Origin of the sequence: Maribacter confluentis (assembly GCF_030505015.1) — a bacterium.
In the GTDB taxonomy this organism is placed as follows: Bacteria; Bacteroidota; Bacteroidia; order Flavobacteriales; family Flavobacteriaceae; genus Maribacter; species Maribacter sedimenticola.
Genome location: NZ_JAUKUC010000001.1, coordinates 1,412,147 through 1,433,432, shown reverse-complemented (window position 1 = coordinate 1,433,432; position 21,286 = coordinate 1,412,147). Strand labels below are relative to the sequence as shown.

The 21,286-nt window shown below is 41.4% G+C and carries 15 protein-coding genes and 1 pseudogene; 1 reads left to right on the top strand and 15 read right to left on the bottom strand.

Going from position 1 to position 21,286, the window contains the following annotated elements; translation table 11 throughout:
* Positions 1 to 124 precede the first annotated feature (124 nt).
* The 14 genes and pseudogenes from Q2T41_RS06215 to Q2T41_RS06150 all read right to left on the bottom strand — a co-directional run bounded on the left by Q2T41_RS06215 (position 125) and on the right by Q2T41_RS06150 (position 17,894).
* Positions 125 to 1,135: a hypothetical protein gene (locus Q2T41_RS06215; protein WP_304435362.1), complete on the bottom strand. Its 1,011-nt coding sequence runs from the start codon at positions 1,133 to 1,135 to the stop codon at positions 125 to 127.
* A gap of 349 nt (positions 1,136 to 1,484) precedes the next feature.
* A complete protein-coding gene (locus Q2T41_RS06210) occupies positions 1,485 to 4,775 on the bottom strand; it encodes a S41 family peptidase (RefSeq protein WP_304435361.1) in 3,291 nt (1,096 codons plus the stop codon).
* A 246-nt stretch (positions 4,776 to 5,021) separates the two neighbouring features.
* Positions 5,022 to 5,582 carry a PepSY domain-containing protein gene (locus Q2T41_RS06205; RefSeq protein WP_304435360.1) on the bottom strand — a complete coding sequence of 187 codons (561 nt, stop codon included), beginning with the start codon at positions 5,580 to 5,582 and terminating at the stop codon, positions 5,022 to 5,024.
* A 144-nt stretch (positions 5,583 to 5,726) separates the two neighbouring features.
* Positions 5,727 to 8,021: a glycoside hydrolase family 3 protein gene (locus tag Q2T41_RS06200; RefSeq protein ID WP_304435359.1), complete on the bottom strand. Its 2,295-nt coding sequence runs from the start codon at positions 8,019 to 8,021 to the stop codon at positions 5,727 to 5,729.
* Positions 8,022 to 8,032: 11 nt separating this feature from the next.
* Complete coding sequence (locus Q2T41_RS06195) at positions 8,033 to 9,649, bottom strand: carboxylesterase/lipase family protein (protein ID WP_304435358.1); 1,617 nt, start codon at positions 9,647 to 9,649, stop codon at positions 8,033 to 8,035.
* A 25-nt stretch (positions 9,650 to 9,674) separates the two neighbouring features.
* Positions 9,675 to 10,499, bottom strand: a complete 825-nt coding sequence (locus Q2T41_RS06190; protein ID WP_304437410.1) for a sugar phosphate isomerase/epimerase family protein — start codon at positions 10,497 to 10,499, stop codon at positions 9,675 to 9,677.
* Positions 10,500 to 10,583: 84 nt separating this feature from the next.
* Positions 10,584 to 11,282, bottom strand: a complete 699-nt coding sequence (locus Q2T41_RS06185; RefSeq protein WP_304435357.1) for an NUDIX hydrolase — start codon at positions 11,280 to 11,282, stop codon at positions 10,584 to 10,586.
* 208 nt (positions 11,283 to 11,490) lie between these two features.
* On the bottom strand, positions 11,491 to 12,339 hold the full coding sequence (gene ablB, locus Q2T41_RS06180) for a putative beta-lysine N-acetyltransferase (RefSeq protein ID WP_304435356.1): 849 nt from the start codon (positions 12,337 to 12,339) through the stop codon (positions 11,491 to 11,493).
* Positions 12,340 to 12,375: 36 nt separating this feature from the next.
* Positions 12,376 to 13,574, bottom strand: a pseudogene (locus Q2T41_RS06175) (glutamate-5-semialdehyde dehydrogenase).
* Positions 13,574 to 14,362: a glutamate 5-kinase gene (gene proB, locus Q2T41_RS06170; RefSeq protein ID WP_304435355.1), complete on the bottom strand. Its 789-nt coding sequence runs from the start codon at positions 14,360 to 14,362 to the stop codon at positions 13,574 to 13,576. Before proB ends, Q2T41_RS06175 begins: the two are co-directional and overlap by 1 nt.
* Entirely contained in the window at positions 14,355 to 15,170 is an 816-nt protein-coding gene (gene proC, locus Q2T41_RS06165) for a pyrroline-5-carboxylate reductase (protein WP_089262569.1), read from the bottom strand. Before proC ends, proB begins: the two co-directional genes overlap by 8 nt.
* 37 nt (positions 15,171 to 15,207) lie before the next feature.
* Complete coding sequence (locus Q2T41_RS06160) at positions 15,208 to 15,399, bottom strand: hypothetical protein (RefSeq protein WP_143815227.1); 192 nt, start codon at positions 15,397 to 15,399, stop codon at positions 15,208 to 15,210.
* Between the two features lie 132 nt (positions 15,400 to 15,531).
* Positions 15,532 to 16,392, bottom strand: a complete 861-nt coding sequence (locus Q2T41_RS06155) for a sigma-70 family RNA polymerase sigma factor (protein WP_304435354.1) — start codon at positions 16,390 to 16,392, stop codon at positions 15,532 to 15,534.
* A gap of 161 nt (positions 16,393 to 16,553) precedes the next feature.
* Positions 16,554 to 17,894 carry an MBL fold metallo-hydrolase gene (locus Q2T41_RS06150; RefSeq protein ID WP_304435353.1) on the bottom strand — a complete coding sequence of 447 codons (1,341 nt, stop codon included), beginning with the start codon at positions 17,892 to 17,894 and terminating at the stop codon, positions 16,554 to 16,556.
* Between the two features lie 334 nt (positions 17,895 to 18,228).
* Between Q2T41_RS06150 and Q2T41_RS06145 the strand changes: the two genes are divergently transcribed.
* Positions 18,229 to 19,896, top strand: coding sequence for a PAS domain-containing sensor histidine kinase (locus Q2T41_RS06145; RefSeq protein WP_304435352.1), 1,668 nt, complete (start codon positions 18,229 to 18,231; stop codon positions 19,894 to 19,896).
* Between the two features lie 36 nt (positions 19,897 to 19,932).
* On the opposite strand, the gene Q2T41_RS06140 is transcribed toward Q2T41_RS06145, so the two are convergent.
* Positions 19,933 to 21,150, bottom strand: coding sequence for a sensor histidine kinase (locus tag Q2T41_RS06140; protein ID WP_304435351.1), 1,218 nt, complete (start codon positions 21,148 to 21,150; stop codon positions 19,933 to 19,935).
* Between the last annotated feature and the right edge of the window lie 136 nt (positions 21,151 to 21,286).

Genomic DNA, 21,286 nt, shown 5'->3' with positions numbered 1-21,286 from the left:
CTATGAGTAGTTGCGTGGTTTAGCACTTAACATCGCAAGTACACACCAAACTGAAAATCCGCGAGGATTTTCAGAAGTAGGCGAGAACAAGCAATTATTCATAGCCATTGTTGGGCTTAATTTTTTATATTAAGTTCTTTATAAATTCTATTATATATGGATAAACAAATATTGCTGGAATAACAAAAAGAACGAATCTTAAATAATACTTATAAAATTTCAGTGTTCTTTTATGTTTCCCAATTCCAATAATAGTTTTTGGTTTAAATATTCCAATAAGACAAAAGGCCAGTGCAATTATAGATACCCTTTTAGCTGTTTGATTAATCCTTGTTTCTTCCTCTACATCATCTGAAATATAACCTGAATTTATTTTTAATAACAATTCAACAGCTTCCGTCTGGTTTTCTTTATTAACGCCATTCTCAATTATGGCTTCAATTTGCTCTTTATGGACTTGTATTGAATTTGGTCTGTAAGTTGAAGAAATATTGACAGCAGTTAAGAGGAAAGTTAAACCTGCAAATATTGCTAATGGGAAAGCTAATTTGAGCCACCAAGTTTGTATAAACAAAGGTTTGTACTTATCAACCCAATTTTCAAGTCTGTAATTTATTTCGTCTTCAACTTCTGATTTGGTGGCTTTTACGTTATATTCTAACTCACCATCGAATCTTTGTTTGACGTTAAATGAAAAAATATCTAAACTTCCATATTCGATATCGACACTCAATTCTTTTGGCTTAAAGTTTTTAACTTTTGGGTCTACTAAGAGTTCTTTGATTGAATTGTCAGTTAATCTTGATTCATTATTCGAAATAAGCGTTATATCTTTTCTTTTTCTATCAAATGAATACTTTAAAGCATATTTTTTAGCTTCTTCAAAACTTTCATATTTTTTATCATCAAAGTCTTTTAATGCTGTAGCATCAATTTTTTCATCGAGTGTTTTACTTAATTCGTAGTCGGCATATTCAATAATTTCGTGAAGTTCTTCCAATGAACTATTGTTTAATAGCCACGGTCCAGCAAAAGTCCTTTTAGTAGGATTGAAAAGTTTTCCCATTTCGTTTTTTAAATTAAGCCCAACAAGTATATATAGTTTACCAGTAACTATATATTGCCATATCAACATATATACTCACCAGTTTTGATATCAAAACTTTCCACTAAAGTAGTAGGGGGGTGTACTTTGGTCGGTACTACAAGTATAAGAAGTTTCCCCTACAAAAACTTACGCTTTTCTGTAAAATTGTAGGAAATACACTTGTTGTTTTGTGAAATAATTGAAAGGGCGTGTAGAAGATAGCTTTCCTAACGCACTGTTCTTAAACTGTTATAATCTATTTGGGTCATTGTGGAGCGTGTTTTAACTTCAGAAAAAATGCATCGGGAGAACAGGGTAGCGTCCTATTTTCCCAATGCATATGTCATTTTTTAGTGTAGATGCTAGTCATCACTACATAATATCGCCATCACCGGCATCAATTGCGGTTATTATCAAAAGATTTGTCCGGGTAGGCCGGTGGGGCAGGGACTTCCCTTGGGTCTTCCTTGATCTGCTTTTTAAGGAATTCAATGGCGGCATTCAACTGCGCATCTTCCCCGTTAAAGGTGGCATGGGGCAGGTTGTCCACAACAATATCGGGCTCAAAACCGTGTCCTTCTATAATCCACTCCCCATCTTCACTATAAACGCCCAGCATGGGGGCTCTGGCCAGTCCGTTATCGCTCAATCGGTTACTGCTGTCCAACCAAATTTCGCCGCCCCAGGTACGGGTGCCAATGGTGGTGCCCAGGCCTAATTTCTTAAAGCCGTCCGCAAAGGCCTCGCCGTCAGAATAGGTATTCTCGTTCACGAGGACCACAATATGCCCCCTAAAGGCGTAGGGCATGTTCCAGAACGCTTCCCCAGACCTTCCTTTCCAGTACATCCAGGCTTTTCGTAATAATTTTTCGAGCACAAAACTGTCTATATTGCCCCCAAAATTATACCGCACGTCCACGATCAGGCCAGATTTGTTGAAGACCGGGTAGAACTCCCGGTAAAACTGACTGATATCATTACTGCCCATGGCCCGTAAATGCAGGTAGCCAATGTCCTGGTCGCCCTTTTCCTCTACCTTGAGCCTGTTGCCATATTCCCAATCGCGATAGCGTAGGTTATAGGCATTGCTGATCGGTTTTACGATGATGTCCCTAGAAGTGCTGCCGCGCATAACGGTAAGGCGTACCTGCTTGTCGGCCTGGTTTCTAATTAACTCTCCCATATCCAAGGCGGTAAGGGTATTTTTTCCGTTGACATGGGTAATGACGTCCCCAACCCGTACATCTAGGTAAGGGTCGTCCAATGGCGATTTTTCATCGGGGTAATCTGGGTCCGCCTTATAGATATAATCAATGACAAAGCCCATTTTGGGTTCGCTTCTACTGAACAGGGCGCCCAAGGTGGCCACTCCAATGTCGGCATCATCGGTCCTTTCGTCACCGCCCCTTACACTGGTGTGCAGTGCGGATAGCTCGCCCACGAACCTGCCTATAAGGTCGGAGAGTTCATTACGTGTGGTTACCCGATCTACCAAGGGCAGGTACTTGGCATGCATGGCATCCCAATCTATCCCGTGCATATTTTTGTCATAGAAATAATCGCGTTCCATGCGCCATGCATCGGTAAAGATCTGTTTCCAATCTTCCTTGGGCACAATGGGAAATTTCCAATTGCTGAGATTCACCTGGTGTTTGGACAGGTCGCTGATTTCAGACGTACCCGCATCTACCATATAGATTTTGGAATCCTTGGAAAGCAGTAGCTTAGCGCCCTTCCCGGCAAGCTCAAACCCATTGATGTCCTTGGCCATGGTCTTAAGGGCAATGTCCTCGTTGCCAATGGATACAAAGGATAGGTGGCTTTTGGCCTTTACCCCGGTATCACTGGCCATGAGGTACAGGGCCTTATCGGTTACTTGTAGCGCGGCATAATTACCGGCCGCAACAGGTACTTCCATAATCCTTTCCTGTATGCCTACACGGTCTATATGTACGGTAATGGTTTCTTTGTCACCGGCATCACTGTCCTTCTTCTTTTTATCCGTTTTTGTGGAGGGTTCCGCTTTGGTATCGTCCGCTACAAGTTCATCATTTTCCCTAAACGGGGAGCGGGTACCTTTTTTCAAGGCTACATGGTATATTTTTTCACTGGCATCAAAATACGGTTCCGGCTGTCTGGGTCCCCACGGACTACCGACCAACGAGGTAAAACTTCTATCCGATAGAAAATAAATGAATTTTCCATCTGGGCTCCATTGGGGGTCGGTGCTATTGGCCCGATCCGTGGTCAGGTCAAACAGGTCACCGGTCTTTACGTTGTACACCTTGATCTGGGCCATGGTATTAGGGGCTCCCTGTACAAATGCCAGCCATGTATTGTCCGGCGACCATGAAAAGGTGCCAATGCCTTCTTGATTGGTGGAGATTTTGGTGCTGGTACCGCTTGCCAAATTAAGCACGTACAGGTTGTTTTCCAGGTCATTGTAGGCCATGTATTTGCCATCCGTGGAAGGCGTGCCCCCAAAACGTAATAGGCTGCCGTCACCGGTCAACTTTTTTTCTTCCCCTTGACCATTGGCGGGCATACGCACAAATTCAAACTCCCCCGTTTGGTCAGATAGCGCATAGATATTTTCCCCGTCATGGGAGAAAACGGCATCGCGGTAGCGTACGCCCTTTTGTTCCGTAAAGGATACGAACCTACCGGATTTTACGGGCGCCACAAAAATTCTTCCCCTTGCCGTAATGACAATATGTTCTCCCGCAGGGTCCGGATGTACAGAGGTGATGTATTGAGAGGGGTTGTCATCCCACTTTTGGCGTAGCTGGTCCAAATCGGACACCAATTTTATGGTAATCTTTTTGTCGGACTGGGTGTTCAGGTCATAATGCCAAAGGTCAGCCGCCTTTTGGTAGACCAGGTTTCCGTTAGAGATACTGGCGGCGCGGACATCAAAATCCTTATGGTTTGTGTGTTGTTGAAGGTCCTCCCCATTTTCGGTCATGGACCAAATATTCATCATACCGTCCCTATCCGAAATAAAGTAGACCCTGCCGTTATACCACATGGGGTGATGGCTTTCGCCCAGGTAGTCCGTGGTCAGTTTTACGGCCTCCGGTGTGCCTTCGGTAAATTTATAGATTTGCCTTGCGGTACCGCCCTTATATCTTTTCGTCACGTTCCTGTGGTATGCTGGTCTTACAAAATATAGGGTTTTGCCAGTGTCGTCATAGGTGGCCTCACTGGCCTGTGCCAACGGAACTCTTTTCTTTTCCTTGGTCTTCAGGTCTATGGATACCAATTGGTTGTCCGGAACTTTGGAATAGGCACGTGTGTGGTAGACCACCGCTCCATTGGGTGTCCAGGTATTGGTGTAGGAGGCATCCCGTTCATACGTCCACCGTACGGGCAGGCCACCTTCCATAGGCATGGTGTACACCTCAATTGGGCCCTCGTAGCTTGCGGAAAAGGCTATGGTTTTCCCATCTGGGGAGATGACGGGGAAATTTTCATCTTCGGCATGGGTGGTAAGCCGTTGTGCCATTCCGCCACTTAATGCCACTTTCCAAAGGTCGCCCTCAGCGGCAAAAACAATGGTATTGTCGTGCAGGGCCGGATTTCGGTAATATCCTTCAAAACCTTGTGCAAAACAATTTGTTACGGATAATAGGGTAAGGATGGCCAGTAAAAGAGTCTGTGGTGTTCTTAGGTAATGTGATATGCCCATAGGATTGGTTTTTGTAATTAACGGGTTATAGGATGCCAGAGGCGATTAGTTGTTTTTTTAACTTGGGAATGCCGGTCGCGTGTTCTGTATGCGAAATGGTCCATAAAAGCAACCGAGGGAATAAATGTTGGCTATTACACGACAAGATACTAAGATCACGGTATTAAAGTGACAGGATGCAACAAAAAAACCTTCATGAATTTTTATGCCATGAAGGTCGATGCTTTATAAAACTACTAGGTCAACTTACACAAAGAGCAATAGAATGGTCAGGACCATGCCGCCCAAGGTAAAATAGAGCCCTTTTTTAAAGACCGTTGTTTTTGGCATGAACATCCAAAAAGAGGATATTACGAAGAAGAGCAATGACAGGCCAAAAAAGATGTTCAGAAAGTAGACCGGACTATTGGTGGTAGCCTTGTGCAGATGTTCCATTTTATCAAGGATATAGGGCAGTTCCATTTTTTTGACGGTGGCCAGTCCCGTTTCCGTATTATATTCTCCCTGCTTAAAATAGATAATGTCCCCTAAGGTCCTTTCCGGTTTTACCCCGCCTTTTATCCGTAGTGCGCCGCTAAGTTCCTCTGCGGACAAATTGGGCTTTAACTGTTGAGTGGTTATTTTTTCGCTCTTTAAAAAATCGGTCGTTCTAAAGATCATAATGATTCCGCTAATGGCATACATGGCCATAATACCTGCCAAAAAAAAGCCTAGATAGCGGTGGATAATTCTCATGCGTAATCCGGTGGTCATTCTCATTGTAAAAAAATTATAAGGTTGTGTTGTTTTAGGCCAATACCTTGACATAGATATTGACTAGGGTTTAGATACATATATGGGTTAAAGGTTTAATGGGGATGCTTATTTTTTTTTTATGATAATAATACTGGTGGTATAAAAAAAACCCCGGTATACAGTTTTACCGAGGCTTTTAGTACACTAGTTGAGTAGTTACCTGTATTTTTTTACACGGGCATCATCAATGACCCCGTTCCAATTTAGTCCGTATGCAAAATCATATGAATTTCCATCAGCATCCGTATAAGGTTTCATATCCCTAGGTACATCTTCCAATTGTGCCTCTACGGTCAACATATCCGCCGGCATCTGAAAGGGGAGAAGGGCAGAAGGTTCCGCCGCACCCGTAAGAATTTCCATTAAGGCCTGGTCCTGAACACCCATATGTACCAAAATGGAAGCGGCACTGGGTTCTATTTCCGCGAAAACCATAGGTTTGGCCACTTTTACGGAGACAATGACCGGCTTGTCGCCCATTTTTTTCTTGGTATCGTTCACCAAATCCATATCCGTGGTATTGATCGTGGAGACCGATTTTCCTTTGTACGTACGGTTGGTAAAATCCTCCAGCGGACTACCCCCGGCCAAACTGACCTCCCGTGCGGTATCTGCGGTATAATCGCCATATTGTAAATTGATCGGTACATAGCCATTTCCTCCTTTTTCCAAGTCGGCGCTATCATACCCTACGCCGCCGTCCGGACTATGAATGCCCACCAAGGCAAAATCCGCTTCCTCCGGGGTGCTTACCACATCAAAAAATTTGGCGACAACCTCCATGTTAAAGGCATCTACCGTTTTTGGTTCTGTGGTGATCCCCCACCAGTTGGTCGTGGGTGCCACATAGCGTTGTGGTACGTATACCTTCATTTTTTCCTTTAGCGGTAATGTCTTGTTGTGGTTTTTAAGCATGACGATGGACCTTAATTGTGCATCATAACCCGCTTTCATATATTCGCTATTCCCAACAATTGCCGTTGTTTCCGCTACATCTAAATACGGATTTTCAAAAAGTCCCACTCTAAATATATTGGTCAATAAACGAACTGCAGATTCTTCAAAACGGGCACGCATTGCCGTTTCGCCTAGTTCGGCAACCCCTAATTTATAAGCCTCCAAAACAGGTCCCATATCATTATTGCCTCCAAACTGATCCATTCCTGCTGCGATAGCCTTGTAATGGCGTTCAGCAACGGTCAAATTTTCTACACCAAAAGGTTTGCCTTCAAATTTAGATACTGAAGTCATGTCTCTTGTAATGCCCCAATCGGTACATAATACACCTTCATAGCCATATTTGCCTCTTAGTATATCGGTTATTAAATAGGTATTGTATCCATTGGCTACCTTTTCTCCTTCGCCATCAGAAATGGTATAGTAGGGCATAACGGCAGCCGCCATTTTAGTAGGGCCATCTAGTTTAAAGGCACCTTCGGTAAATGGTTTCATGTGATCTGAAATATTTTTACCAGGGTAAACGGCGTATGCGCCATAGCCAAAATGTCCGTCACGGCCGCCTTCTTCGGGTCCGCCACCGGGCCAGTGCTTTACCATGGCATTGACGCTCTCCATACCCCAATCGCCACCATCCGTAGACTGAAAACCATCTACATAGGCACGTGCCAGGTCCGTAGCCAGATCAGGGTCCTCGCCCATGGTGCCGTCAAAACGGCTCCAGCGTGGTTCTGTGGCCAGGTCTATTTGGGGCGATAAGGCCGTGGCGATACCAAGGGCCCTATATTCGGTTGAGCCTATCTCGCCAAATTGTTTCATCAAGGCGGGATCAAAAGAAGCCGCAATGCCTAAAGTACCGGGCCACATAGATATATCACCACCCGCACCGGCATTGAATTCCGCATAGGAATCGCTCCCATGCCTTGGGTCTGAACTGGTGTTTACAGGAATGCCCAAGTATAGGCCCTCCGCATAGGCTTGTGCGTTATTGTTCCATTGTGCGGCCACGGCGGGACTCTCTACCGAGGTGATCAGCACATGACGTAAGTGATCATCCGTCAAAAATTTCTTTTGTTCATCAGAAAGGTCACTGGCTTTGGCACCACTTTCTGGAAATGGTTTACCATCATAAGTAGAAGAACCAAATCCACGGCTACTACCGGGAAGAGATTGGTGTGAGCTGTATAGCATTAGACCTGCAATATCCTCTAAGCTCATTTTTTTTGCCAGGTCCTTGGCACGCTGCGCTACCGGCAAACGCCAGTCCTCATACTCGTCCAAGGTTCCATTTTTGTTCAAATCTTTAAATGCATACCTGTCTAAGGTCAATAACGTTACCCCAGAGGTATTGGAGTATCCTAACGTGGCACCCTCCTCATTATGGACAAAAGTAAGTTCCTCTTTGACCTCAGTGGTATATTTTTCGCCACATCCGGTCAGGATTACACCTGTAACCAGGGCGGTCAAGACATTTAAATGGTTCTTAATTTTCATATTCCGGTACCTTATTTATTTCTTACAATTTCAAAAAGTTCTTTATCTAACTGTGGTTTCACTTCACAGGTAGTGTCAAAATGCATGGTAGCCGTATTCTTGCTGTTATAGGCGGGCCATTCCGGTAAACCATCATGGTTGGGATTGCCCGTCCTGGCAAAATTAATCCAGGCCTTGCTCATTTTTTTGGCTAGTTTATGGGCTTCCTCACCGCCACCGGTCATATGGTTGGCAAGGTCAATATTGTCAAACACAAAAGGAAGTTCCATGCAGTGCAGCGCCTTATATTTTCCGTCAAATACAGGAGACTGCCAAGTAAATAGATACATATACACCGGGGCGCCGTTAAGTGCGGATTTGTCGTTGGCCTCCATAACTGCACCGGGCCTGAACATGGTATCCACATCCAATAGGTCCTTAGGGTCGGTATCTTTTGGATAGGCTTTTTTAACGGCACCGATATAGGCATCTGCCTTGTCCTTATAAGTTTCCTTGATATGTGCCATTATGGTTTCTTCCGATACACCTACAAAACGCATGTTTGCGAACGGGGCAAACTCATTTTTTGCGGTACCGATCATGAACGGAATATCCTTGGAGACGGCCAAGGCTTCCTTGGTACCCAATTGATAGGGTAGTACATTGCCATCTTTGCTTGGTCCCCAATTAAGACCAAAACCGATTACCGGTTTCCCGGCGGCCCTCATTTGTTCTGCAACAATTTTTAATGCCTGGCTACTGGCGCTGGCCAAGGTCTCAAACGGGATATGTTGAATACTGTCCACCGTATTGGCATTGAGCCCTAAAATGGTCAAGGTTTCCTTTGCAATGGCCTGCGTGTCCTCTTTTTCCAACATTGCGGTCCTGAACGAACCACTCTGGTTAATGGCCTTATGGAAAAGACCTTTGGCCTTGGGCATGGCCATGAGCGTACTTACTTTTGCCCCGCCGCCAGATTGTCCAAAAATGGTGACATTGTTGGGGTCACCGCCAAAATTGGCAATATTGTTCTTGACCCATTCCAATGCCTTGACCATATCCATGATGCTATTATTGGCAGACTGTGCGTATTTATCCCCGTAGGCCGATAGGTCCAAAAACCCAAGAACGTTTAAACGATGGTTGATGGATACGACCACCACATCCCCATTTTTGGCCAAATTTTCACCATCATAGGAAGGTAGTTCATGGCTGGATCCAGCGGTAAAGCCACCCCCATGGATCCAGAACAGAACCGGTCTTGTTTTACCATCCGATACGTTCGGAGACCAAACGTTCAAACTCAAACAATCTTCATTTGGAAACCCCCAGTCATGATCGAATACAAATTCCGATTCATCTTGGATTGTTGTTGTTGGGTTTATTAATGGAGAAACTGGTCCGTACATGGTGGTACTCCTTACGGCATCCCACTTTGTAGGGTTTGTTGCAGCCTCAAAGCGGTTGGCTTGTGCGTAAGGGATACCTTTAAACGTATGTACATTGTCGTGAATGTACCCACGTACGGGTCCGTTTTCGGTTTCAATTACCGGAACCTTGGAACCGGTAATTACGATATCTTGTGCCGATGCTATGCCCGTCATCATACATAGGGCAAGCGTTAAAAGGTGATAAAATGGAATTTTCATGATGTATATCGATTAGGTGTTTCGTTTATTTAAATCCGATCTCCTCTAGACCATCATGACTAATTTTTATGGCATCCAAAGGTTTTAATCCGTCAAAGGTCATATCCTGTTCTACCATATAGTATTTCATTCCGGAAAGTTCCTTGTTGTCCAAAATATTCTTAAACCCTATATTACCTTTGCCTACCGGAGCAAATCTACCCTGCTCGTCCATATCCTTTACATGCCAGATTTTAAACCTACCGGGATATTGGTGGAAATAGGCAATAGGATTCGCACCTGCTTTGGTAACCCAGTACAGGTCCATCTGAAAGTTCAATAGTTTAGGGTCTACATTTTCCAATAGATAATCTATAGGTACAATACCCTCGGCATTTTTCTTAAATTCAAAATCATGGTTATGGTACAATAGTTTTAAACCGGCCTTGTTGGCTTTTTCACCTAGTGTAGTTAGAATTTGAGCCAGGTCCTGAACCGTACCGTTCATACCCATAGACCTACTTTCCTGGTTGAACGTAAACATCCCCATGGGTGGAATAGGCACGACAAAATATTTGAAACCGGCAGCCTTGGCATCTGCCATCATTTGGTCTGCATTGTCTAGGGTAACGGAGCTTTGGTGCGTACTGATCGGTTTTAACTTAAGGGACTTAAGCAAGTCCTTAAAATCTGCCGGAGTCATACCATAATATTTTCCGTCTTCATAGCCCGCGGCTTCAATATTTTTATACCCTGCATCCGCTACGGCCTGTAGGGTAGCTTTGGCATTCGTACCCATATCATCCCTAACGGTGTAAAGGGCAAGGCCTCCAAATTTTTTCTGTGCATAGGTCGTTAAGGTACCGCACATAATAAGGACTAGAGCAGTACCTTTTAAAAGGTTGTTTAAGATAGATGTTTTCATAAGTGTTGTTTTAAGTATAAAGTTTTCGTTTTATTTAAAGCTATAGAGATAGGGGGCTTTGTGGGCCTTACCTTGAAAAAGTTTTTCGTGTCGTTCAAGAATATCCAAAGAGAGCATTTTACGTTGAAAAGTTGTTCTTCTTAGTTTTTGGTCCAATATGGCCTCAAACACAGATTGTAACTGTTTCATTGTAAATTTTGGCGGTAATAAATTCATTCCGATCAGTTTTTCACTGAGATTGTTGCGGAGTACGATCAACGCTTTTTCCACAATTTGATTATGGTCCATCATTAGATCCGGAAGTTCGTCAATGGCATACCAACCAATACTATCCGAAAATTGGTCTGGGGCAGGGGAAACCTCCTCATAATTGATCAGGGCGTAATACCCTACCGTATTGAAACGATCCAACATCCATTTATTTTCCTCTGTGAAGTCATTGTTGGCAATCAGTATCTTCCGCATATGTTCAGGGTCGGCACGGTTAACTTCCCCAAATACATGAAATTGTTCCAAAAATACATTGTCCAGCCCCGTACGATCTTTGACTCCTTTTTTTGCGGCCTCATCTATACTTTGGTCTACTTCTATGAAACCTCCCGGAAGCGCAAAAAATCCCGTGTTATGATATTCAAGTACAAGAATTTTCAACAATTTACCATTGAATCCAAATATTACACAGTCAAAAGAAAGATTGGGTATGAAATTCTTATTTTCTAAACCTTTCATTGATTGATTTCATAAAATTTAAATGCATTTTTCAAATAAAGCATAAAATTCAATGTAAACAAAGGATTATTGTCATAAAGTGAGACAATAATAAAAAAGTACTGATTTTGAATTAATTTTCATTCAAAATCAGTACTTGATCGGGGGAAGCGGCATAATAAATACCAGCCATTAAATACCCTATTAAAACATGGGTAAAATGTTGATGTTACTCGTTTTTATAATACCATACGTTCATGCTTTCCATGGTATTGCGCACCATACAATTATTGGTCAGGGTACCGGCAAAAGTAAATCCGTGTTTACTAAAGGTGATGTTCAACCCATAGGAAGTAGCCCTTACCATGGCATAAACGGTTTTGCACCCGGTGGATTTCATTTGCTTTTTGATATCCTGAACCAAAAAGTACGAAAGGTTTTGCCCCCTATAGTCCGGGTGGGTCACAAAATCCACGATTTCCATATTGGATTCATGTATATGGATATCCAAGATAGCGGATACCAAAAGCTCATTATTTTCAAACAATCCGTAAAAGCTATGGTCAAGTTTTTGCAGCGTTAGAAAATACTCCACATCCTTTATCTGGTCGGGGTGGTATTTGTACGCTTTTCTATGCAATTCTTCCAGTAAGGGAAAATCCTTGGCATCCAATTCTCTAATGGTGGTTTTGGATGGAATGGAAAAATGCGGGTCTGTCTGCGGTTTGCTCGCCGCAAAGGCAATCGTTTTAACCGAATCTATGGTCTTACGGCTTTTTTCATCATTAATGTGCCGTTCCTTCTTCACATAATCCGCCAAAAAATAGCCGTCAATACTACCGTTGTACAAGCCGGGAATTTTTGCTTCTACCGTAAAACCGTTGGATTGCAGCACACCTCTTGCGCTTTCTGGTGCCCGCCCCAGGATTTTTTCATAATTTCTTTGCTTGGCAAGAGCCTTGATCTTTGGAACAAAGGTATTTAGGTCCGTATTATCCGCATCGGTAAAATATATACGGTTATGCATATTGCCATGGTATACCAAGGCACCTTCTATGTTTTCAATTTTCTCGAACATGAATATAGATTTTTAGTCTTTGAAAGAGTGAATTCGTTATGCCCTGATCTGGCCATCGCCAAATATGTAGTATTTGTTGGTGACCAATTGTTTCAAGCCCAGGGGCCCCGGTGATGCAATTTGTCCGTACTGATCGCCAACTCCGCGCCAACGCCCATTTGTCCCCCATCGGTAAAACGGGTAGAAGCATTTTGGTACACGGCCGCGCAATCTACCTCTTCCATAAATTGCAATGCATTTTCCTTGTTTTTAGTCATGATGGTTGCGGAATGTCCACCGGAATTATGATTTATTTTTTCAATGGCCCCATTTAATGAATCCACAACTCCCAAACAGCATTTCATGGCCAAAAATTCCTCTTTCCAAATCTTTGGGTCTTCAATAGGGTCTGCCTCCGTAAGGAATTCATTCACTTTGGAATCTACCAAGGTCTCCACACCGTTTGCGGAGAGCAGTTTATAGAGGTCCTTTAATTTATGGGCATAATCCTCAATATTGGAACTTATCAATATTTTGTCCAAGGCATTACACGCCGATATTTTTGCGGTCTTTGCATTTAGGATTACTTGAACGCTTTGCTCCCAATTGGCATCTTCGTCTATAAAAAGAAAGTTGTTTCCACGACCACTGACCAGTACGGCACAATTGGCATGTTGCTTTACAAACGCAATAAGTCTTTCTCCGCCCCTGGGAACGATTAAATCCAATTTCTCAGGAGGGTTCATTAAAAATTGTTGGGTTTCCTGCCTATTGAGGACCAATTGCTGAATATAGTTGGTAGACAAGTTGTTTTCCTCCAATGCTCGGTGCCATAGGTTGGTAAGTGCCTTGTTGCTATGTAGGGCTTCCTTACCACCTTTTAGATAAATTTTATTATTGGCCTTGAATGCCAATACCGCTGCCTCTATGGTAACATCTGGCCTGGACTCGTAGATAATCATAATTGTGCCAAACGGTGCGGTCTTGTTCGTGATATCCAATCCGTTTTCCAATTTTTGGGAAGAAATTGTCTGTCCAACAGGATCTTCCTGGGACCTGACCTCCTTAATGGACGTGATCATGGCATCTATTTTAGCATTGGTAACGATCAATCTATCGTACATGGCCTGATCCTCAAGATCAAATTGATCCAAGTCCTGTTTGTTCGCCTTTAAAATGGCCGTCCTGTTTTCGTCCAAAAGACGCTCCATACTTTGTAAAACATTGTTTTTTATTGTTGTGGATAATAATTTCATTATGCTTCTATTTTTTCTTCGAGGGTAACTTTGGTACCCACATTTTTTCCTTCTATAATATCTATTATGGTACGGGGTTTTTTGCCATTGGCTATAAACGTAGGAATATTGTTGGCAGCGGCCTGTTGGGCATAGTCCAGCTTGGAACCCATACCGCCACGGCCTTCGCCCGCCTTTTTGTTACTGTCCTTTATAAAATCATCCAGATTGTCCTCTGGGTTGACATGCTGCACAAGGTCGCTGTTGTCCGCATTGGGGTGACCGGTATATAAACCGTCAATATCGGTAAGTATAATAAGTTTGTCCGCATCTATCAACTGTGCAATTAAACTTGCCAGCTCATCATTATCCGAAAACATACTCATGGTTACCGAAACCGCATCGTCCTCATTGGCAATGGGTATAACCCCTTCCGATAGTAGCCCCTCTACACAATTGATCATGTTCTGCCGGTGTACCCCAGGAGTAAAATCCCGTTTTGTGGGCAATACCTGTGCGCATTTCATACCATAATCGTTAAAAATGTTATAGTAATGGCGCATCATGCGGGGTTGTCCAATAGCGGAATAGACCTGTCTACGCTTGGTGTCATGTTCTATACTACTTGTGCCCAAAACCTCCTTACCTGCAATAACAGAACCAGATGATACAAGTACGGTAATAATATCCTGTTCATACAATTCTGCAATCTGTTGTACCAAATTGCGCAGAACCGGTCTAACGATACGGTTATCCTTATTGGTCATTACATTGGTACCTACCTTTATAACTATCTTTTGTTTATACATGTACTTTTTCTTTTCCTAGTTCCACGGCACGCTCAAAAGCAGCGAAAGCCGCATCCTTTATTAATTCACCTACATTGTTGTTTTCCATTGAATCCAGTGCCGCACGGGTAGTACCACCCTTACTGGCCACCTTGTCCATCCAAGAATTTGGGGATAGCTCATTTTGATTGAAAAGCTCAATGGCCCCTGTAAAGGTCTGTGCCACCAAAATTTTGGAGACGTTTGGGGTAAATCCCATTTTTAGGGCGGCTTCCATCATACTTTGCATAAAGTAAAATACATATGCCGGTCCGCTTCCGGAAATTCCGGTAGAGGCATCGATAAAATTTTCATCGCTTACCAAAACAGATTTTCCTGTGGTATCCAAAAGGCTTTCAATGGTCAACAGTTCTATTCTGGACACATCCTCAGAGGCCACAAAAGAAGTAAGTCCCCTACCTATCTGTGCAGGTAAATTGGGCATTGCCCTTACAATCTTGGTGAGTCCCGTAAGATGTTTAATGGTATCTATGGTGACACCGGCCATAATGGAAATGAGTATTTGGCCAGGTTTTACCAACGGGTTCAATTTTAGGAAAACACTTTCTGCATGGTACGGTTTTACCGCAATAAAGATGATATCTGCCTGTGGGGCACATTTCTTTAAATCGTCAAAGGCATCAAACTGTGGATTATTCCTTAATTCCTCGAGTTTTTCCTCAGAGGTGTCTAGCACCATGATATTTCTTTTCTTAAGTAATTTTGATTTAGACATGCCTTCTGCATACGTCAACCCCATGTTTCCAGCTCCTATTACTAGTATCTTCATGAATTCTAATGATTATATGGATAAAATATATTTTCGATTAAATGAATAGCATTTTCTCTATTGCGTTGTTCTTGCGCTTATGATAAATTTGTTGATAGCTATGGATTTTTTTAATAGGTATTCCCAAGAAATATCTTGTAATAGAAGTGACCTTGGAATTTTTTCTTCCGGTCTTTGTTCTATACAGTTCCTTGATAATACTCTCTCTTTTTATATAAATAAGTTTCATGTTTTCATTTCTTGTTGTAACATAACATTAGCCCATCCATCACCAAATATGGCATGTTAAGCTTGTGTTATAATGATTAAAAATTGGGTAAAGCTGCTTTGCGGCAATTGTAGAACCACATTACGGTCTAATTTACAGGTATGCCCTAAGCACTTCGGTATTGGTTTTACGTCTTAGCGCCCGTAGACCTTTGTCCTTTATTTGTCTGACACGCTCACGTGTGACATCGAAAATTTCGCCAATTTCAATAAGGCTCATAGGAGGTTGTCCCTCAAGTCCAAAATAAAGTTTGATGACATCGCGCTGGCGTTCTGGAATTTTGTTCAGGACTTCGTCAATATCGGTTTCCAATGATTCGTGAATAACCGCTTTATCAGGAGTGTCCATGTCATTGGATTCAATGACATTATGTAAACTGGCGGTTTCTCCTTCCCTAAAGGGTGCATCCAAGGAAACGTGTTTTACCGAGGAATTAATGGAACTTTTAACTTTGGAAACATCGATATCAAGTTCAGATGCAATTTCGCCGGGGCTGGGTGGTCTTTGAAAAGTCTGTTCCAGGGTAGAATAAACCTGATAAATTTTGGAATTGGTGGCAATCTTGTTCTGGGGCAAACGTATAACCCTCGATTTTTTGGAAAGTGCTTGTAAAATGGATTGTCTGATCCACCAAACGGCATAGGATATAAATTTAAATCCCCTGGTCTCGTCAAAGCGTTTTGCCGCTTTTACCAATCCTAGGTTGCCCTCGTTGATGAGGTCTGTAAGTCGTAATCCCCTGTTTTGGTATTGCTTGGCGGCAGAAATCACGAACCTTAAATTGGCGTTGACCAATTTATCCAGCGCTTTTTGATCTCCTTCACGAATTTTTCTAGCCAGTTCCACTTCTTCATTTGCGGTGATTAAATCTATTTTGCTGATCTCCTGAAAATATTTTTCCAAAGATTTGGCATCGCGGTTAGTTATTTGTTTCGTGATTTTTAATTGTCGCATAGCGTGCTTTTGAATTAATGTATAACATAGTATAATTAAGTTAAAATCCAAGAAATTGACGCTTTTTGTGAGTTTTTTGACTCTTTTTAATGCTTTTTTGTATAATTTTAATCGTTTTTGGTCAAAATTGAAGCTTTTTTGAAATTTTATGTTTTTAAAGGCTATTTAAATTCATTTACGTTGTCACTTAGGTCAAAAACGTTGGTTTGGGTTACGTTTTTGGCTAAAATACTAAAGCCTGCGGCACTTCTGTAACCTCCTGCGCAGTGCACCACAATGGGTTTGTCCGTAGGAATTTCATCTATAGTGTCCCGCAAGTCGTCAAGGGGTATATTGATGGCATTATCAAAATATTGTTCTTGGTTGAATTCACTTTTATTACGGATATCAACGATAGTGTATTCATGCGTATTCTTTCTGAATTCCTCTAAATTAAACCGTTTAGATTTTTCCCTAACGGCATCACCCAAAGTCATTATGCTAAGCATTTGGCTTTCGTACCCAATTTTGGCAATACGTGATAATATATGTTTTCTTTGATTGGCTTTTTCTATAATAAGATGAAATTTCTCGTTAGGCTTTACAAGGGCTCCTAGCCAGGTTTCTATCTTATCATCCTCATTACGTGCCATTATATTTATGGAATTTGGCAAATGATTGTTCTTAAAATCCGTCTCATCCCTAGTGTCTATAACTAATTGTTTATTGCCACTGCAATCAACGTTCATGGAAAAAGGAATGTCAAAAATACTTTTCTCCATATTTTCCGCACCTTTTTTGTTGAGGTCTACATCAAATCCAAAATAAGACGGTATAAATGGTTGTTCGTCCAATAAATGGTCTATAAACTCCTGTTCCGATAAATCTTTAAATGCCCAATTCCGTTCCCGTTCCTTCCCTAGCGTACTTGATGATTCTGAACCCATATTCTTGCCGCAAAGTGATCCGGCACCATGGGCGGGATAAATTAGGGTTTCATCAGGAAGGTGATTAAATTTTGTTTTTATGGTGTTGAACATTGCCTTAGCCAGCTCGTGACGTTTCGCTTTTTTATAGCCTGCTTTTTCCCTAAGGTCCGGTCTGCCCACATCGCCCACGAATAAAGTGTCACCGGTAAACAATACAGGGACATCATTTTCTTTTTGGGCTATTATGGATATACTGTCTGGAGAATGCCCTGGTGTATGCACAGCGGAAAACCTTACTTCGTCCATTGTTAGAACATCACCTTCATCAAAGCTTTCATGGGGGTAATCCGCCCCTATCAATTTACTACAATATATGGTGGCTTTAGTTTCTTTGTGAATTTGTAAATGTCCACTAACAAAATCTGCATGGGGGTGGGTTTCAAATATAGCGGTAATATGTGCGTTGTGCTCATCGGCAAAGTTATAATAGGGTTTTGGGTCTCTACTTGGGTCTATAAGAGCAATACTTTTATTGCTTAAAATGGCATATGAATAATGAGCCAAAGGTTTGTCCTGAAATTGTTTTATAATCATGATCTTTTGTATTAGTGGAATGCTAAAATTTTGTTTTTGATATGTTCTTCATTGCAACAAAAAATTACGTAAACACTTGAATTAAAAATTTTTAAGAGTTAAAATGTTGGTTGATTCAATGCTTATGGTTATTTATTTTTATAGTTGTAAACCCATCCAATTATGGATATTATCAGTAAAAGTTTACTCTTCCACAAGCTCTAAAACAATAGCTTAAATTTTTAACGCTATCCAATTTATTTTTAGAATAAAGTAGGTTTATGTACACCAATTGACTTAATTTTAAATTTGATTTTAACGGGAAACCTATGTCCGAATTAAAAATTAAAACTTAATGACCGATACGAATAAAGAATTTTATTTTTTGGAAGATGGTGGTGAAATGGGTCAGTTAATGCGCAACAGGGACTGGTCAAAAACACCCATTGGATTTCCCGAAACATGGCCCCAGACTTTAAGGACGACCATAAGCATTATGTTGAATTCTCCTTTTCCCATGTTTTTGTTCTGGGGTAAAAAGTTAAAATGTTTTTATAATGATGCGTATAGGCCAAGTTTGGGAATAAATGGAAAACATCCATCTATTTTAGGAATGAGCGGAAAGGAAGCTTGGCCGGAAATTTGGGACGACATTGCACCATTACTTCATTCGGTCACAGAAAAGGGGGAATCTATTTGGAGGGAAAATCAACTTATTCCAATTTTTAGAAATGGTCAGTTAGAGGATGTGTATTGGACATTTAGTTATAGTCCTGTAAAGGACGAATCCGGTAATATTGCTGGAGTCCTCACGGTTTGTACGGATACAACAGAAGCAGTAAATGCCGCTAACAAATTACGGGAAAGTGAGCGGCGATTTCGTGAAATTGCGGATTTATCCCCAGTTTGGATTTGGATAACCGATGCGCAAGTTAATGTGGAATATGCCAACAAAGAACTTTTAAAATATATAGGATTAGGACGGTCCTCAGATTTTACGGGGCAGACTTGGGAGTCAATGGTACACCCAGATGATATTAAGTTAGTTTATGATGGCTTTGGGGAAGCTGTGCGTAACGAGGCAAATTTTGCCCTGGAATACAGGGTCAAAAATGCAAGTACCGATCAATTTGAATGGTTTAAGGTGTTGGCCGTGCCCAGATATGAGGACAAACAACTAAAGGGTTTTATTGGAACCGCTATGAATATAGAGCAGCAAAAGTGTTTTGCCAATAATCTGAAGAGTGAGGTAGAGGTACGTACTAGGGAGCTTGAGGACAGTAATATTCAATTGGAAAAAATGAATAAGGAACTGCAGTCCTTTGCCTATATCTCCAGTCATGATTTACAGGAGCCGCTTAGAAAAATACAAATGTTCGCAGAGGTGTTGTTGGATAAGGAAATGGATAACCTTTCTAAAAAAGGTAAGGACAAGTTTGAAAAGATACAATCCGCAGCCAATAGAATGCAATCGTTGATCAATGATCTTTTGGCCTATTCCCGAGCCGATACCGAAAAAAGGATATTCAAGAAAATTGAATTGCAACATATTATTGATGAGGTTAAAAATGATTTAGCGGAAGAATTCAAGAAAAAAAACGGACAGGTAACGGTAGAGGAAAGTTGCTCCCTAGAGGTAGTGCCATTTCAATTTAGGCAGTTGATGTACAACCTTGTTTCCAATTCCTTAAAATACTCAAAACAAGATGTTGCGCCAATTATTACCATAAAGGGCGAAATTGTCAATGAGCTAATAATTTCAGGCCTAGTATTGAAACAGAATACCAAATATGCCAAAATAACCATTACCGATAACGGTATTGGGTTTGAGAATCAATTTTCCGATAAGATATTTGAAGTATTTCAACGCTTGCACGGAAAACAAGATTATGTAGGTACCGGGGTAGGATTGGCTATCGTTAAAAAAATAGTGCAAAACCATAATGGGTATATCAGTGCAACTGGAGAGCCCAATGTTGGATCGGTATTTCAAATTTTTATACCGGAAATCCATAAAGGATAAAACCTTAAAAAATATGGTTTAGTAAATTAAAAATAATTAGGCCTGGGGCAAGAATATTTTGAATGTTGCACCTTTGTCAGGCTCCCCATAGGCAAAAATGCGCCCATGATGGTTTTCTACGATCCTTTTTGCAATGGCAAGGCCAATACCTGTAGATTTGTCATTGTTATCAGCATTTAACCTTTTGAACATTCCAAAGATACGTTCGGCATATTTTTGTTGAAAACCAATACCATTATCCTTTACTGTAACCATACAATATGTAGTTTGGTTATTGAGTCCCTCTACATTAAATGCGCCACCTTTGCCCGAAGTACATGCAATGGAAATGGTTAAGGGCCTATTGGGACATCTATACGCAATTGAATTGGCCAATAGGCCGTAAAACAATTGTTCCAATTGTATGGGTATGGCGTTTACCTCTTCCATACTGGTCAATGATATGGTGCCCCCACATGCGGTAAGGTCCTGTTGAATACGGGTAATGGCCCGCTGTACTATTTTCTCTAAATGGGTGGTCTTAAAACGATCAACAAATTCCTCTGTTTCGGAGTAGTCCAATAGGTCTTTAAGGATTTTACGCATTTTATTGGCTTCGCGCTCAATTCCCTTAAAATAAGTGGCCACGTTTGGATGAAGATTATTGGCCTCCCGTTCACGAATAATCGTTGAAAATGTCTGAATCTTACGTAGCGGTTCTTGAAGGTCATGACTTGATATAAATTCAAAAGCTTCTAAGCGCACATCTTGTTGTCTAACCTTCTGGCGAATTGCCCGTAAGTTTTCTATGGCCTGTAAATGAAAGGAAATAAGGTCTGCATATAGCGTAAACATGCCAATTACCTTGTCATTGTTCAATTTATTGGGTTTAGGGTCTATAGCGCACAAGGTGCCAAAAAAGTCACCATTTTTTAAGATTATGGGAACGGAGATATAGCTTTGAAAACCATATTGCAACGGGGTAGGGTGGTTGCGGAAATAAGGATCAGTCTCCACATGGTCTATGACAACAAGTTTATTTGCCTGTCTTATTTCATGGCAAATGGTTGTCTCCACTACCAGTTCATCACCCGGTTTTAGTCCAAAATTGACATTATCCAATGCGCTACAGGTCAACCATTTTTCTTGGGTAACCCTGGCAACGGCAATAAATCCCATTTGAGTAGTTTCCCTGATAACATTTAGAATGGTAGGGAGGACATCAATAGATTGTATGTCTTCTATATTTCTTTGAAAGGATTTTTCCAACGGCATATTCAAATATAAGATTAATTTAAAATGCTAATTCTTTTATGCATCAACTTTCTTCATTAAAGATAATGTTTAACTTGAAATTGTTATGTTATTACTGCCAAAATGGATAATTTAGCCGAATTAAAGTAGAATTAGT